Source organism: Bacillus sp. V3-13 (assembly GCF_002860165.1).
Lineage (GTDB): Bacteria > Bacillota > Bacilli > Bacillales > Cytobacillaceae > Bacillus_BJ.
The window spans coordinates 26,351-43,257 of sequence record NZ_PGUZ01000044.1 but is presented as its reverse complement, the minus strand read 5'-3'; the positions used below and the strand labels follow the sequence as shown (position 1 = coordinate 43,257).

13 protein-coding genes are annotated in these 16,907 nt (G+C 40.5%); 5 read left to right on the top strand and 8 right to left on the bottom strand.

Annotation, left to right across the window (positions count from 1 at the left end; all coding sequences use genetic code 11):
* Window positions 1-90: 90 nt before the first annotated feature.
* From CU633_RS23565 to CU633_RS16360, 4 genes are all read right to left on the bottom strand, one after another.
* The gene (locus CU633_RS23565; protein ID WP_101661665.1) at window positions 91-1,821 is read right to left on the bottom strand and encodes a glycine betaine ABC transporter substrate-binding protein; all 1,731 of its coding nucleotides are present in this window, start codon (window positions 1,819-1,821) and stop codon (window positions 91-93) included.
* Window positions 1,822-3,027: a quaternary amine ABC transporter ATP-binding protein gene (locus CU633_RS16375; protein WP_101661664.1), complete on the bottom strand. Its 1,206-nt coding sequence runs from the start codon at window positions 3,025-3,027 to the stop codon at window positions 1,822-1,824.
* Between the two features lie 1,289 nt (window positions 3,028-4,316).
* Entirely contained in the window at window positions 4,317-5,162 is an 846-nt protein-coding gene (locus CU633_RS16365) for an MBL fold metallo-hydrolase (protein WP_101661662.1), read from the bottom strand.
* 147 nt (window positions 5,163-5,309) lie between these two features.
* A complete protein-coding gene (locus CU633_RS16360; RefSeq protein ID WP_101661661.1) occupies window positions 5,310-6,056 on the bottom strand; it encodes a MerR family transcriptional regulator in 747 nt (248 codons plus the stop codon).
* A 616-nt stretch (window positions 6,057-6,672) separates the two neighbouring features.
* On the opposite strand from CU633_RS16360, the gene CU633_RS22940 reads away from it, so the two are divergent.
* On the top strand, window positions 6,673-6,822 hold the full coding sequence (locus tag CU633_RS22940; protein WP_180955002.1) for a hypothetical protein: 150 nt from the start codon (window positions 6,673-6,675) through the stop codon (window positions 6,820-6,822).
* A 45-nt stretch (window positions 6,823-6,867) separates the two neighbouring features.
* Here the strand turns inward: CU633_RS22940 and psiE are convergent, their stop codons facing one another.
* Complete coding sequence (psiE, locus tag CU633_RS16355; RefSeq protein ID WP_101661660.1) at window positions 6,868-7,290, bottom strand: phosphate-starvation-inducible protein PsiE; 423 nt, start codon at window positions 7,288-7,290, stop codon at window positions 6,868-6,870.
* A gap of 216 nt (window positions 7,291-7,506) precedes the next feature.
* Window positions 7,507-9,363 (bottom strand): PhoX family protein, encoded by a 1,857-nt coding sequence (locus CU633_RS16350; RefSeq protein ID WP_101661659.1) that lies wholly within the window; start codon window positions 9,361-9,363, stop codon window positions 7,507-7,509.
* A gap of 191 nt (window positions 9,364-9,554) precedes the next feature.
* Between CU633_RS16350 and CU633_RS16345 the strand changes: the two genes are divergently transcribed.
* From CU633_RS16345 to CU633_RS23560, 3 genes are all read left to right on the top strand, one after another.
* Window positions 9,555-10,190, top strand: a complete 636-nt coding sequence (locus CU633_RS16345) for a superoxide dismutase family protein (RefSeq protein ID WP_101661658.1) — start codon at window positions 9,555-9,557, stop codon at window positions 10,188-10,190.
* 246 nt (window positions 10,191-10,436) lie between these two features.
* Window positions 10,437-11,309 carry an esterase/lipase family protein gene (locus CU633_RS16340; RefSeq protein WP_101661657.1) on the top strand — a complete coding sequence of 291 codons (873 nt, stop codon included), beginning with the start codon at window positions 10,437-10,439 and terminating at the stop codon, window positions 11,307-11,309.
* Window positions 11,310-11,778: 469 nt separating this feature from the next.
* The gene (locus CU633_RS23560) at window positions 11,779-12,504 is read left to right on the top strand and encodes a D-Ala-D-Ala carboxypeptidase family metallohydrolase (RefSeq protein WP_101661656.1); all 726 of its coding nucleotides are present in this window, start codon (window positions 11,779-11,781) and stop codon (window positions 12,502-12,504) included.
* Window positions 12,505-12,700: 196 nt separating this feature from the next.
* Here the strand turns inward: CU633_RS23560 and pdxR are convergent, their stop codons facing one another.
* Entirely contained in the window at window positions 12,701-14,098 is a 1,398-nt protein-coding gene (gene pdxR, locus CU633_RS16330; protein WP_101661655.1) for a MocR-like pyridoxine biosynthesis transcription factor PdxR, read from the bottom strand.
* A gap of 157 nt (window positions 14,099-14,255) precedes the next feature.
* Here pdxR and CU633_RS16325 point away from each other — a divergent pair, with 157 nt between their 5' ends.
* Window positions 14,256-15,563, top strand: coding sequence for an APC family permease (locus CU633_RS16325; protein ID WP_101661654.1), 1,308 nt, complete (start codon window positions 14,256-14,258; stop codon window positions 15,561-15,563).
* 772 nt (window positions 15,564-16,335) lie between these two features.
* Here the strand turns inward: CU633_RS16325 and CU633_RS16320 are convergent.
* Window positions 16,336-16,881, bottom strand: a complete 546-nt coding sequence (locus tag CU633_RS16320) for a VanZ family protein (protein WP_101661653.1) — start codon at window positions 16,879-16,881, stop codon at window positions 16,336-16,338.
* Between the last annotated feature and the right edge of the window lie 26 nt (window positions 16,882-16,907).

The following is a 16,907-nucleotide window of genomic DNA, read 5'->3' as shown; positions in this document are numbered from 1 at the left end:
GATTCTTTTTGGTTTATCCAGTGCCAGATTTAATGCGAGGCGAGGACTTAAATAAAAAAGGCATCCTTTAAAAGGATACCTTCTCTATCATTACTTTAAATCGTCGATTGAATCTATTTCCATGTATTCTGGAACGGTTAACCCCAGCCTGGTTCCTTCCAGGTTCGCTCCGAGATCAACCAAAGCATCTTCATAACGTGTAAAATAATCAGCGTGGGTGGTTGGCAACCATGCTGCAACCATTGCGTCAGCACTTCCATCGGCAATTCCGGCAAACATTGGGCCTGCTTCAACCTGTTTCATGTTGACGTTATATCCCTGCTGTTCTAAAACTTCACTGATCACATTGGTACTTGCAATTTCTGATTCCCAGGCAACATAGACTATAATGATTTCTTGCCCATTGCCTTGCTGAGTGCCTTCTATCCATCTCTGGACTACGTCGCTATGGGAATCAATCCAGTTTTGAGCTGCCGTTTTAGGGTCAGCACCTTCTTGAATCTCCACCATAACTTCTTCCATATCACCAGGTTTCCAATAAAACTGGTCAAGTATTTGGTAAGCTCCAGGTGCCTCTTCTTCAAGTCCTTTTCTTACAACCGTATGGATCGATTCACCTTCCCCGTAAGAGCCTTTCGGATCATCCAGATATTTCAAATCGTACTTCTGAAACATCCAGTGCGGCGTCCAACCTGTAATGATAATCGGTTCCTCATTTTCATAGGCTTTCTTTAACTCCGCCGTCATTGCCGCAGAAGAACCTTCTCGAAGCGTCCAATCTTGTAAATTATAATCTTCCATGGCTTTTTCCGTCGCTTTCATTAGTCCCGATCCTGGGTCAATACCGGTAATTTGATAATCCACTTGAGCCCCGGCATGGTCAGCGGAGGCTTGTTCATCCATATTTCCTTCTAAAAATCCAAAGTAAGCAAACATGACTAAAAAAGCAGCCCCGGTGACTCCGAATACAATCTTCGGATTGATGATGTGCGAAAAAGCCGGCTTTCTAAGGTTTTGTGAAATCCGGTCTAAAATAATCGCGATCATGACGATCGATAATCCGGCTTCAAAACCCTGACCAACTTGAATCTGGGTCACCGCCCGGTATACTTCTGCTCCCAGTCCTGGTGCTCCAACTAAAGAAGCGATGACAACCATTGAAAGGGAGAGCATTATACTCTGATTTATACCGGCAAGAATCGTAGGTGCAGCCAATGGAAGCTGAACTTTCAACAGCCTTTGGCCAGTTGTTGATCCAAATGCTTCCGTGGCTTCGATCAAGTCCTGTGGAACTTCACGAATGCCTAAATTCGTCAATCGGATCGTGGGAGCAACTGCAAAGATAACCGATGCGATAATACCCGGCACAATCCCAATTCCAAAAAATAAAATCGATGGAATTAAATAGACGAAGGCTGGCATTGTCTGCATAAAATCCAATATTGGTGTAACGATGTTTTTTGCTGTATCGCTTTGCGATACCCAGATTCCAATTGGTATCCCAATCAAAATCGTTATCAGTCCTGAGGAAAGGACAAGTGCCAGAGTATCAACAGTAGCGTCCCAATAACCGAGATTCTGAATAAGCAGCAAACTGATCAAAGTAAAAACTCCAAGTGCCCATCTGCTTGTGTATAATGCCAAAAAAGTCAAGATTAGTATTAAGAAAATTGAGGGACCGGTGTTTAGCACATTAATGAATATAGCCAGTGTCCCTTCGATGACTTCTGTTAAAAAGTCAAACAACCCGTCGAAGGTAGCCGTTATCCAATCAACAAGCCGGTCAATCCATGATCCCAAAGGTATTTTTGGTATATTCATTTAATCACTTCCCATATCATTTAAGAAATCTCTATTACCGGCAAGTGCACCAATGACACTGCCACGAATGATGGTTCCTTTTAATTTGTTTTCATGATCTACAACCGCAAGAGGTAAACTTGAGGTTGCGATCTGATCCAATATTTCAGAAATGATCACATTTTCATCTACTGAGGGTACATTCTTCGTCATCACATCCTGAATGGTTAGGCTTTCTTTAATTGCCTGTGTAGCTTGTTCAGCCGTAATAGCCCCCAACAATTTTTTCTTTCTATCGACGACGAAAATACTTGAGTAGCCTTGCTCCTTCATAATTTGCAGAGCAACCCGGGGGCCTCTGTCGACCGAAATTCTTTCCGCTCTTTTCATTACATGTGCAGCGGTGAGCACATTTGATAAATCGACATCTTCCACAAATCGCTCTACATATTCATTGGCCGGATTCATCATAATCTCTTCCGGAGTACCCAATTGAATGATACTTCCGTCTTTCATCAAGGCAATTCGATCACCGATTCTTAACGCTTCGTCTAAATCATGGGTAATAAATATAATCGTTTTATTCAGATTTTCCTGCAGTTCTAAAAGCTCATCCTGCATATCGCGGCGAATTAACGGGTCGAGGGCACTGAAGGCTTCGTCCATGAGCAGAATCTCCGGGTCGTTGGCAAGCGCCCTTGCTAATCCAACGCGCTGCTGCATTCCGCCGCTAAGCTGTGCGGGATACTGGTGCTCATAGCCTTTTAATCCGACGACTTCCAGAGCTTTTAATGCTTTTTCCGCCCGTTCTGCCGCTGGTACTTTTTGAATTTCCAGCCCGTATTCGGTATTTTCGAGAATCGTCTTGTGAGGAAAAAGAGCAAAATTTTGAAAGACCATACTGATCTTCTCTCTTCTCGTCTGCCGTAACCGCTCGGCGTTCATCTTCAAAATGTCCTCGCCGTCAATCAGAATTTCACCTGAAGTCGGTGTGATTAAGCGGTTAAACATCCTGATTAATGTCGACTTCCCGCTCCCCGACAATCCCATTATCACAAAAATTTCTCCGGGATAGATCTCAAAATTCGCCTTATTTACCCCGACAGTTTGGCCTGTCTTTTGTAAGATTTCCTTTTTAGAAAAACCCTTGTTTAAAAGGTCGATCGCAGCCTTTGGGGATTTCCCAAAAATCTTCGAAACATCCCTTACTTCTACGTTAGGTTTCATTCGTATCCTCCGTTTCTATTTACCCGGTATACATATATCGATTAAAAATTAACCTGGGTTATTGATTACATGATTGGTTATAGTGGAATGTTTTATTCCTGAGAGAAGGCTATCTGCATATATCTATATGTGTTTAATCAGCAGTCTTGTTCAACTGGTGAACAAATAAGCAAATGGATTCATTGCGGGGAAATAGCAGATAAAGCAGTACACTTGGGATTAAAAGCCAACAAGACAACCTTAACATTAATGAAATGCACGATTCAACCGATAAGGCTCATTGATAATTGTTTTAATTTTCAAAAAATAAGACTCAAGGTTTGAGAAATATTACTAGTTATAATTGATTCATCCCGGGTATCAAAATAGCATCCTTTAATAAAAGACCAGCAACCATGCGTGTTTTTAAAGGAGGAATTTTTCCATGCTTAGTATATTCGAGGTGCTGAAATTTCTCGTTTCGTTTTTCTTAATTCTCCCGGTTGTTACCTTTATCCATTTGAGTGGCCATATTTTTTTTGTGTCTATTTTTGGAGGGACTGAAAAGAAAATTGTCATCGGCTGTGGAACACACTTGTTTTCCTTTTGGAGAATTGAAGTGAGGAAATATTATTTTTGGAACGGAGCCTGTGAATTTAAATCGTTACGCTATGATAATCGTGTAACGAATACGCTAATATATCTCGGTGGCTCAATTTTTAATTTTACAAGTATCATAATCGTTAATGGGCTAATTTATTCAGGTCATTTAGAGGATTCAGTTTTGTGGGACCAATTTATATACTTTTCCTTTTATGTTTTGTTTTTTTCCTTGTTTCCAATGTATTTTTCTGATGGTTCTCCGAGTGACGGAAAGGCCGCCGTGCTTTCTTTGAAAAACGAGCACGATGATAAAATCACAGATGATATCCAAATAAGAAAAGACGACTGACCGGCGTGACTCGAAAGCGAATAGTAATAATCTGCTTGCTGAAATCTATAATAATATAGTCATAATTTATAGAAAAGTGTTATGTTAACGAAATATTTATGCTGCATTAACATTAGTTTAATAGATTTATGTTAACTTTAAATTGTAACGAGAATACACAATATTCTATTTTAGATAGGGTGTGTTGATAAAATGGTTACTAAAGTTAGCATAAATTTTTTATTGATAATGGTACATTTTTACTTGGTTTGAGTATAGACAGAAGCCGCACAATTCGGGGTTGCGGCAACTCTTTTTATGATGAGATAAAAAAAGACATCTATTTGATAAAAATAGGTGTCTTTTCTATGGGACAAATTTAATCAGTATATCTTCCATGGTCAGGGATGGCGATTTTATCAAAATCTCTTGCAAGTGTTGCGAGGTTTTCAGCCAGCCATTCACCTGAGACGGGAAGCCCGTGCCCTGTAACAGCTAATTTCGGATTTAATGCTTCGAGCTGTTTTACCGACTTCCAGGCAGCCTGCCAGTCGGTGGTTAAATACCGGGGCGGCCCATGCATTTCAAGATCCTGGGTTAGTACGTCATAGAGGTCTTCCTGTTTAACGGTAACGAAAGCGTCACCTGCAATTAGAGCCCGGTCAGAATCCCGGAATAATGAAATATGCCCTTCTGAATGCCCCGGCGTGTGGATCCAGCGCCAGCCTGGCATTTCCGGGATAGATCCATCGTTTGGGAGGGCATGAACATGAATACCTAAATCAATCGCTTCGTTTGGGAAAAATGGCGATATTTTTGCGATTAGGCCACCTTCAACAGTCCCATCAGGTTCCGGGTAATTCTTTTTCCCGGTTAAGTATGGAAGCTCCAGCTGGTGAGCATAGACCGGAACATTCCATTTTTCAACCAAATCCACAATGGCGCCGATATGATCAAAATGCGCATGTGTGAGAACAATGGCTTTCGGACGGGCGCCTGCGCCAAACCGATCTTCCGCTTTTGAAATAATCATGTTTGCCGATCGTGGCATGCCAGCATCAATAAGAACCCAATTATCACTTTCACCTGGAGTACCAATGAAACATACATTTACGATTTGGACTGTATAACTGAAAATATCAGCAGCTATCTCTTTGCCGACTCCATGAGTAATTGAACTCATCGGGATAAATTTATCGGTGGAAGAACTGCGCTGCATATCCATAGATGATCGCCTCCTTGTTATTCTTTACCTGTATAGTCTTTGCTCTAAACCAGGATGTATTCTAACGCTAATCTGGAGACATCTATGAAACATGGAGGAGAAGCAAGAGGCATAAATAAATGCAGGGCAATGCCCTGCATTGTTGGATCATTTTCTGTTTTTATCCGCATAGACTGCCATCGCGTCTCGCATAAACTGCGCTAAGCCTTCACCAAATTTATCGATACTTTTCGTAAAGCGTTCATCATCAACGTACAATTGCCCGAGTCCCTTGAAAGCATCAAGTGAGTAATTTCCAATCTTATTCAACAAATCATACCATTCTTTAATCGCTGCTTGCGATTCCTCTGATGCAGGTGATTCGTTGCGAAGGGCTGCAAGCTTCGTATAAATCGCAGACATGTTTTGCGACATTGCTTCTTGTTCAGCTTTTGAGATGTTCCCCAGTTTGGCGTTTGCATTGTCGACCGCCGCGTCTCCCCAGCGTTCACGTGCTTCTTGTTCATACGGATTATGACTAAAGTCAAAGCCTTCAAATTTTTCCTCGTTTGTCATTTGGATCTCTCCTTTCGAGTGTTGAATGGTTTTATCAATCGTCGCAATCATTTTATTCAGCCGATCCCGTTTCTCAAGCAACATTTTTCGATGTAACTCCAGCGCTTCTTGTCGGTCAAATGACGGACTATTGATAATGTCTTTAATTTTCTTTAAAGGGAAACCGAGTTCCTTAAAAAATAAAATTTGTTGCAGCATTTGGAGATTATCATCGGAGTAAAGGCGGTAGCCTGCCTCAGTTGTCTCCGCAGGCGTTAACAAACCAATTTCATCATAATGATGCAGTGTGCGCACGCTGATGCCAACCAAATCTGCAACTTCTTTTACCCGCATTGCCATCGTATTGATCTCCCTTCAATCATCACTATAAAGTATCACGTAACGTGAGAGTCAATTATCATTTTAATTATTCTTTTCTCATTTATCAATTTGAAAATTTTTATGATCTTAGTTAGTTCTATAAATGGGTAATCTGTTAGAATTAATGGAGCCTATAGAATCTGTGGAAATAAAAAGGAGCCTTAAAGTTAGGTCCCTTTTTTCAAGACATTCACATAACAGTACTTGAAATATGGTCTGATCGATACATATAATGGTTTCGCTTAAATAAAGCTGGTTTTCGCTTAATTCTTGATTTTTTCGCTTAAATCAAGGCAATTTTCGCTTAAATCCATTCGTTTTCCGCTTAATTATTCTGAGTCGACTCTCAAATAAGTAATATTTTGGAAATAAACAGTCGAAATTGTAATTATTTGTAATGTCAATTCCGATTATTCGATCGAATTTGCTCTAATTTCTCCAAAAAGGGCTTTTTAGAGCTTATTTTTCACCTTCTCGGATTATTATCATCATCGATCTTTATCAACTGGTTATTGATCTCGTTGGTTCCATAATTAGAAATTACCTGTTATGAGGCGTGAAATTTCATCCATCCTATAAAAAGGGGGTGAAAACCATGCCAAAAAGAATTGAACGGAAATATACAAATCAAAGAGGTGATTTCACCGGTCCCGAAGACCCGGAGAAGCGGAATTACCCGGAGCCGCCACAACATGTACCCATTGAGGAACCTCCATCTCCTCACACTGGAGGAAACGAACATTAATGCAAGAAGCCCGGTTCACGCCGGGTTTTTAATTAGTATCAAAAATTATAATTTTCCCTTTCTCGCCGTCGAAGAATTCATAATATAAAAACTGATAATTAACACCAGGATGGAAAAAGAGTACAAAAGCGTATTAACGGGATTTTCATGATAGACAATAATTAAGCGTATCATCGCGGTAATTCCAATATAAAGAAAATACCGAATTGGAAAGTGGTAATCTTCTTTAAAATATTTAACAATCATGGCAATGAATTCGAAGTATAAAAAAAAGTTCAAGATGCGTTCGAGAAGTTCATAATGAATCTTAAGCTCTGGATTAAAAATAGAAACTTGAATGAAAAAGATAATTTCCTTTCCAAGCAAAGCGCATAAACTAATGGCGAGTAAAATTAATGCTATATTTAAGGCAAATTGAAGCAGGCTAATTCTGAGGTCCTGCCAATTGTTTTTATTTTGTTGACTCACCGTTTACCCTCCAAGATCGTATGTTTTTTTAAAAAGAACGAATAAACCCTATCCCGCACTAGTATCAGTATTAACTGATTTAAATCATTTTCATTCACTGGGTTATATTCGTGAGATAAAGGGTTTTATTTTGTGTTGATTGAATAATTAATATTATCAAAGAAAAGGATCGTTGGATACTATCCAACGATCCTTTTCTTGTTATTTGTTATCGTCTTAGTCATCATTGTTCCCATTTTGGTCATTGTTATTATCATTATCATCGTCGTCATCTCTATCACCGTAATCATCATCTCTGTCATCGTCATCGTCTCTATCATCGTCTCCATTCCCTGCAACGGAAGGTAAGCCTGATAAATAACCTACATTTCCTGGATTTTGTGAACCGACCATCAGGTACGCAAATCCATTTAAGTTATCAATCGCTTGTATACCTGTAACTTCTCCCCCATCAGGAGCGGAGACAACACGGGAAAGCTTCTTGGTATCAACATTATAAGCCCATCCGTAATTGTTGTGATGCATGCCGCTATCTTCGGCAATAAATAATGTTCTCATTTTTTCAGAGAAAACAATATTGTCAGGATTTGCAATTTTTTCAGGATTTGCTGAATTTCCGGCGGCATCCTTGGCAGGAAGATCTTCTCCCAGTACTAATCCGGTGATTTTATTTGCTACATATTTGCTGTTAATCTTATTGCCATCGCGATCCTTTTGGCCTCTGGCCAACGACATCTCATAAATTCCGCCGGCATTGATTTTAGAAACATGAATATCATCGACAGGATCATTCGGGTTGGCTGTCATTCCACCGGCGATTGTTGACATAGTCATGTACATCTTGTTATCGGCCTTGTTAAGTTCGACTGTTTCCATTTTGTTAAATTCCGAGGTTGCTCCTAACAGCGCACCATAACGGCGGGATTCCAAAAATGCAGCTGCTTTTTCCATGCCGGGCTTTAATTTTAACCATTCATCTCTTCCGCCAGCTTTCACCCTTGTAAATCCATTTGCTTTGGCGTTGGCCACATCGGTAGTGGTTTCAAAGATGTCGCTGAACTTGACTGTTTGAGCTAATTTTTTGATTTCTGCGTCGGTTGCATGGCCTAATTTGATCCATTGTAAATCAGCAGAACCACCGTTTTGTTCACCTGTTTGAATCCATTTTGCCGCATACAGCGTGCCTGAAGATAAATTTCGTTCTTTGTCTGCGACATACATAAATGACATTGTATATGCGCCGTCATCGCCATAGTAAACCGTACGGTTATCCGGTGCCACTTTTACATTTTCGAACGAAAGGCGTCCCATACTATAATGTTTAACGGCTTTCGCTGTTCCGTTTGGATTAACTTTTACCTCTGGTAGGTGACCGTAGAGGTATGGGTTTCCAATAATTGTATTATCTTGATAATAATTACGGGCAAATTGAGTAACCGAAGATTTTTCAGGATTTGCTTCGTGGGCTCTTGCATCCGGTTCATATTCTTCGCTGCCCAAATGGGTGTTCCATGGAGACAGGGATCCGGCACAAGGCGTCCAAATTCCGCCGTCAGCAGAAAAATCAATCGGTTTCATATCTGTTACGGTCAGTTCTCCGGTTTTCCTATTTTGTTCAACCGTATTTAAAACCATCGATTTGGGCATGTTTCCGATATTATTTGATGGCATACCTTCATAGTGGTTGACCAAGTATAACTTTCCATTTACTTTAAGGAGGGTATTGCTGTCTGGTGAAGTAGATACATATGGTTTACCTTCCGGGCTCATAATCATCTTTCCGTTTACGTCATAGGCTGCACCTGCTGTTTTGCCGTTAATGATTTCTCCAGGCCGGAACAATGATTTATATTCGAGCGGGAGAGTCTTTTGAGCACCATTTTTGTAAGTAACGAGAACAGATGCGTCGCTGTACATCGTTGAACGTTCTTGATCAGTATCAGGAGCTTCCATTCCAACAAACTCCACCTTTTGTACTGCAACAGGTTTGTTAGGGTGAGCAAATACATTTGAGGCTGATGGAAATAAAACAGCTAAACTCAATAATGGAGCAACTATTTTTCTTTTTTTCATCATTTCTACCTCCGTTTTTTGAATGATTGATGAACCTCGCTTTTTATAATAGAAAAAAAATATTAAGTAGATTTATTAGAAATGTTAAAGATTATTTAGATTATTTCGATATCTTAATTTTATTGGTTTAGCTCTTAAAATAGGTGGAAGTAATAATAGGGGAAATATAACAAGCAGAGAGGAGCAGAATCATGATCAAATGCTGGATAAAATCGCTTTTGCCGGTGTTTGCAGTTCTGTTATTGATTGGGTGTGGCGCCGGGGAGAATTCAAATGATGAAAAAAGCAAAGCTGAAACAACTGAACAGGATGTAGGATCAGCTGAGCAGAAAGAACCTGAAGCCAAAGCGGAAGTGAAAGATGTGAATAATAAAACCGTTGGCACGGTTCATTTTTCGGAGCATGATGATCATATTCTGATTGAAGCGAGCATGAAAGGGTTAGAGCCCGGTCATCATGGTTTCCATATTCACGAAAAAGGCGTATGTGAACCTGATGCAGCAGAAGGCCCTTTCACGACAGCGGGAGGGCACTTTAATCCAGATAACAAAATGCATTCCGGCCATGCTGGGGACATGCCTTCCCTTTATGTCAATGAAGACGGTACTGCCGAGTATTCTGCGGTTTTTGACCGTTTAACGATGGACCAATTGATGGAGAACGAACTAGCTGTGATGATCCACGAGAAACCAGATAACTTTGGCAATATCCCGGACCGTTATCAAGTTGAGGGACAGCCCGGTCCAGATGAAGAAACCATGAAAACAGGTGATGCAGGCAAACGACAAGCGTGCGGAGTTATTATCAGTAAAGGAGGAGAAAGGTAGGCACTGCTTATCCCTGGTCAGATGGTTTAAGACAAGTCCAGTTTGGATATAGAATAAACACCATCCTTTATTCGTACGCAAAAAATGATAACGTTCGCATAAATTTATATCAATAAAAGTTAATAACTGATGGAGAGAATGGAGACTCACGAAAAATTCCTATTTTAATTAGGGTGTTTTTGTGCGTCTTTTTTTCTATAAAGCAAAGCCATTAAAAAATTTCTATTAGAGCGGGAGGAGTTCATATTGAAAAAACTTTTAGTGTCTGTTTTTTTATTTTTGGTAGCGGTTACAATCCCTATCTCCAGCAGTGGAACTACGAAGGAAGCGGCAACTCTCCCTCCGGGTGGATTCCTGGCCGAGCAGGGACCGCCGCCTCCGGGGGCAAATGACCCAACATGCCGTCCTGATGCTGACCATCCTGAACCGATCATCCTTGTGCCGGGAACGTTTGAGACGATGGAAAGAAATTGGGCCAACCTTTCACCATTATTAGCTGCAAAAGGCTACTGCGTTTATTCATTGAATTATGGATTCAGCAACGCCGGCCCCGCATCGGGTCCAATTGAGGATTCGGCAGCAGAGCTCGATAGCTTTATCGATAATGTATTGAAGCTTACTGGTGCGAAAAAAGTATCCATTGTAGGGCACAGCCAGGGCGGGATGATGCCGCGCTATTATATTAAATATCTTGGCGGTTCCAAAAAAGTTGAAGACCTTATCGGACTCGTTCCATCCAATCATGGAACAACGGGGGTTGCCGGTCTTTCGGGCTTAACATCGTTAGGTTCAGGGCTCGCTTCATGTGCTGCCTGCAACCAGCAGCAAACTGGGTCCGACTTTCTTGGGAAACTTAATGCAGGTGATGAAACGCCTGGCACAGTATCTTATACTGTAGTTGCCACCAGTAACGATGAGGTCGTTGTCCCATATACTTCATCGTTTCTGAGCGGACCATCGAAACAAGTGAAAAATATTACCTTGCAAGACTACTATCCATTGGATCAAATTGAGCACCAGGGCATCACCTATGACCCGAATGCCTTTACGTTTGTTTTTGATGCACTCGCACATGAAGGGCCGGCTGATCCAGAAAGGGCCGTTGCCGACTATAAATAAAAATATTTATTAAAAAGATAAGCGGATACCATTCCAGTGGTAACTTAGCTTATCTTTTTTAATGACTAGAACGAAGAAGACAACCGCCCGTTAGGTTGTCTTTTTTTGTTGCTTTAATGCGGCTAAAGTACCAAAAAATAACTTTTTTAAAAATTTTACGATAAAAAAAGAGGAATTTCGACTCGTATACAAATTAAGGGAATATTGTTAATATTTAAAATACTTCTAGATGAAAAATACATAAATGGAAAAACAATAAATTTGAGGGGTGGTAAAACGTACCGAAAAGTGAGCTAAGTTGAAAAGTCAATGCTTAGTATCCTCTGAAACTCTTGTCGGTGAATTAAGTCTTTGTGAACAGAAAAGTTCAACAGCTGGATATCTCCCTGTTATCCTATTTCATCAGCCTTTGATCTGTTAGAGATTTGGATTGATCTGAAAAATAATAGTAGATAGGAGATTGATAGAAATGACTAAAAACCACGCAAGATTCTTTCAAGTATTTTGGTTTACTCTTTTCCTTGGGTTGGGTTTATCCTTGCTGGCAGCACCCGATGCCGAGGCTTATTCTTGGGACCGGACTCTGAGAGAAGGGTCCAGTGGTGAAGACGTTAAGGAGCTGCAAATCCGCGTTGCCGGTTGGGCAGCAGATTCCGCATCACAAACCTATGTTGCTGTCGACGGTCAGTTTGGCCCCGGTACAACCGCAGCTGTGAAAAGATTTCAACGGGCTTACGGGTTGACTGCAGATGGTATTGTCGGACCGAGCACCCAGGCGAAGCTAAATGCGCTTGAAAGTTCAACAGGCACTAAGAATTTTAACTATAGTGAGTTTTATTCAAAGGACGGAAGTGGTTTTAATGGCGGAAAAGTATCGGCAGCGACGGTAAAGGAAAATGTTCGCCGCTTGATGTACAAGCTTGAAGCTCTTCGCGTGAAGGCTGGGAATAAGCCGGTCACGATTAATTCTGGATTCCGCAGTATTTCGCATAATAGCAATGTGGGCGGAGCGTCCAATAGCCAGCATATGTATGGCATTGCTGCGGACGTCGCTATTTCTGGTGTATCGAGCACAACAGTGAAAAATATTGCTAAAACGTGTGGATTCAGCGGTATTTATAATGAAAGCAGCTTTGCTCATTTGGACAGCCGCGTTGAGTATCCATATGGTGCCCAATCTTGGTGGTGGCAATAATATAGCATATAGTGAGAGGGTGTCCCGAAAGTTTGGGACACCCTCTTTAAATCCAGGAATTATATTTTAAAAGCGTGTTATCAGCTTATCGTTGCATGTCTAATTTAAACAAACGTTTGATTAATAAAATAAAGACTTGTCTTCGCTTAGCTTGAACAAGTTGAATTGGAGGGAGGCTGAGTTCGGGATGTATAGTTTAAACATTAAATATTGCTTTGCTTAGCCTGTCGATGCCTTCTTCAATTTCCTCCAGCGTTAAATTGCCATAACCTAAGATTACTTTATTTTGATGGGTGCTTTTTCGAATCGTGTGGAGTTCGACTGGATAGATTTTAACCTTATACTCTTTCATTATTTCGTTCACCTTCTGACTTGAAAACTCGATATTCGGAAATTCAGCAATTAAATGGAGGCCTGTTGAATCACCGGAAACCTTTACTTGAGTGCCGAATTCTTTTACCAAACATTTTTTTAGATGATCGTGACGTTTTTTATAGACCTTTTTCATTTTTCTTATATGTCGTTCCAAATGCCTTTCATCTATGAAGCGTGCCAGGGTTAGCTGATCTAATGAAGGGGTATGCAGGTCGGTGAACCACTTCAAATCTTTGACTCGTTCTGTTAAAGCAGGCGGAAGGATTAAATATCCCAATCTAAGGGCTGGTGACAGTATCTTGCTGAATGTTCCAATATAAACAACCCTTTCCGGGTCAAGGCCTTGAAGGGACTTAATCGGTGCCCCATGGTAACGAAATTCGCTGTCATAATCATCTTCAACAATATAGCAATCAGCCATTCTGGCAAACTGAATTAACTGAATCCGGCGTTGAATAGATAATGTCCCGCCAAGCGGAAATTGGTGGGATGGCGTGACAAAAACGAATTTAGGTTTTTTGGTTATGGGAATTAAGTCTGTTTTCATCCCTTGTTCGTCAACAGGAATTGGATAGAGTACAGATCCCGGGGAAGAAAATATCGTTTGGATTTCATGTGTAATTGGGTCTTCAATGATCACTTCATCGCCCGTTGACAGAAGCAGGTTGGCGATAAGCGACAAAGCTTGTGTTGCTCCGGAAGTAATGACTAATTGCTCCGGACGACAATGAACCCCTCTTGTTCTCTGAAGGTAAAGGGACAGAATATTACGCAGCTCGGAACGGCCTTCGGGATATCCATAACCGAATATTGCTGGCGGTGTTTCTAAAGAGACTTGTTTAGCGAGTTGGCCCCATACATGTCTTGGAAACATATCCAAAGCAGGGAGACCTGACCGAAAATCAATGTAATCATTCGTTTCTTCTTTTGTTTGTTGACTTTCAAAAAATTCGCTTTGCCGGTTTTGAGCTAAAAATGCCCCTTGGGCGACATATGTGCCGGAGCCCTGGCGTCCTTCAATGAATCCTTCCGCCAACAATTGCTCATATGCTTCGACTACCACATTCCGGGATGTCCCCAGATTGGCAGATAGTTCACGGGTAGAGGGAAGGCAATCCCCGGCGGTAAGCTCCCCATTTAAGATTCTTGTGCGAATTTGTTCGTAAATCTGCCGTATTAAAGGTATATCTAATGAGCGGTCGATCGGTATCCAAACCATGCTTATTCCCCTTTTTGAAAAATTGGTTCCATAAAAATCGCCGATAATTGGCCCTTATCCCTACCATTTTACCATGCTAAATTAATACAGGATAAAAGAATAATACAGAACTGGTTTTAGAATACGTGCGGGCTAAGGGAAACGGAGGGAAAGAGCGATGAAGTTAAAAAGAGAATTGGGATGGAAAGAAGCAACTTCGCTTGGAATAGGGGCGATGGTAGGTGCAGGCATTTTTATTCTCAGCGGGGTAGCAGCCGGAAAAGCAGGGCCGGCCGTGATGATTTCATTTGTTGTGGCTGCAGTCCTCGAAATACTGCTTGGATTATGTTATGCCGAGTTGGCATCAAGATACCCAAGAGCAGGCGGGGCTTATGTATATGTCAGAGAAACGATGGGGGACTTCGTTGGTACGATAATTGGCTGGGCTTATTGGGGGGCATGGCTTGCCGCAAGCAGCTTTGTTTCTCTCGGTTTCGGAAACTATTTGCATTCCTTAACGGGATTCCCGCCATCAGTAAGTGCAATCGTACTGCTGCTTGGTTTAGGGATCCTAAATATATTAGGAATTAAGTTCAGTGGTATGGTGCAGATTGGCATTGTCTTGGTTGAAATTGTTATACTGATCGCATTCTTTGCACTCGGTGTTGGGCATGTAGATTATTCGTTGTATACGCCGTTCGCACCAACCGGGTTTGAGGGAATCCTGACTGCTTCTCTCGTCGGTTTTCTGTCGATGGTCGGATGGGATGTGATCGTCGATGCAGGTGAAGAGATGAAGGATCCTCGCAAAACGATTCCAAAGGCTATTTTTTCATCAATTGTCATCGTGCTTATTCTGTATTCCGGTCTGTTGTTCGTTTCAATTGGAGTCGTACCGTGGCAGGAGCTCGGATTGTCAAAAGTGCCGGCCGCGTTAGCAGGACAACAATTTTTAGGAGACTTCGGACCGAAGTTGGTCAGTATCATTATTGTCATTGCATTGCCGGCAACAGCGAACGCCTTCATCATTTCAATTTCAAGAACCGCCTTTGCGATGGGCCGCAATGGTCTCTTGCCGAAGCAAATCAGCTATATCCATCCCCGCTTTCAGACTCCGGTTTGGGCTATCTTATTGGGAGTTGCTATTCAAGTTTTGTTTACACTCATAAGTTCGGTAAATATTGCGGTAAACGCTACCGGATTTTTATACTTACTTACGTTTATCTTTACCATGATCGCTTTTTTTATCTCACGGAGAAAAACAACCAGGGAACAACGGGAAAATCAATTTTTAGTACCTTTCTATCCAGTCATTCCTGGATTGGCACTGATGATTAGTCTGAGTTTACTGCTGCCAATTGGCCGTTCCGGGTTTCTTACGGGAACTGTCTGGTTATTGATTGGATTTGGAATTTACTTGCTGCGCTATAAATCATTGAAATCAGCTTCGAAAATAATAAAATTGAAGACAGTATTGCGCCTTTAAGGTACAAGATTTATATTTGAATAAATAATTGTCATGAAAAAGATTTTTTATAAGACTTAACTCTAACCGCAGTCCATAATACTGCGGTATTTTTAATCTCTTTCTCCCGGTCAGCATAATGGCGAAATATAAGGAAAACTCTCGAAAAACAGTTTCTCCCAACTCTGTTGTTTCATAAATTGAGAAAAAAGCAATAGATCTTTTTGAAATATATGATAATTTTAAAGTGCATGATTTGCCATAAATGCAAACAAACAGGGAGAGAAGCTGATGAATTTGAATCGACTAGTCGGAATTTTTATTTTAGTGCAGGCCATTTTAACGGGAATCATACGTATATACTATACATGATGTATCAAACACTATAAAGAAATCAGTATCGTATATGACTTTAAAAGAAGGAACGTTATCTTGGAGCGACGAACTCCCTATATTTACTATAATTATATTAGTTTTAGTAGTTATTATTGGTTTGGCCCTTGTTTTTATAAAAGGTAAAAACACGAAATGAACGAAGGGGCTGTCCAGAAAGTCAGTGAAAACTGACTTTCTGGACAGCCCCATGAGACAGCTGGGACACTTCTTCTACAACTACTGCAGCATTGTATTCCAACCCGGACAAGAAAAGCCTCAGCAAGCTGCTAAACAATTAGGAATGGAGAAGAAATCAAATAAACAAAGAATAATGGGATACGTTTATCATTCCCCTTTATTCTTGTTAAGTGGGCCAATGATGAGCAAGAAATAAATAATAGATAATAAACCCTGTAGCTTATACTCTATTGTTATGAATATTAAGTAACCGTAATCCTACCATCATTGTGATATAACCTATAAAGATACCTAAAGCATTTAATATTATATCATCAATATCAATGGATCTTGTCCCTTTACCTGCTAAATGGAAAATTAACTGGCCAAGTTCTATTACAATCGGAATACATAAGGCAACGCAAAAGATATAAATGCGACGACACCTTCCAAAAGTTAAATAAATAAATACTCCAAAAGGGAAGGTTAATAGTATGTTACCAAATAAATTTCTAGCTCCAATCCCTATATTTCCATTCAATATTTCGTTAACATACATCAATATGGTTGAAAATGGAACAAAATTATATCGTATTGTTTCAAAGATTGCAGTAGGCATAAGCCAAACGAAATATACTAAAAATATAATATAAGAAATGAACAATACTCTAATTATTTCTTTAAAAAAATCTAATGGATACTTCTTAAGAAATATGACTCGAAGGAAACAGTAAACCACTATAGAAGGAAGTACAAGAAAAAGCGAAATATCGAAAATAAACTTCATTAAGAGCCTCCCAGAAGAAATTAAAT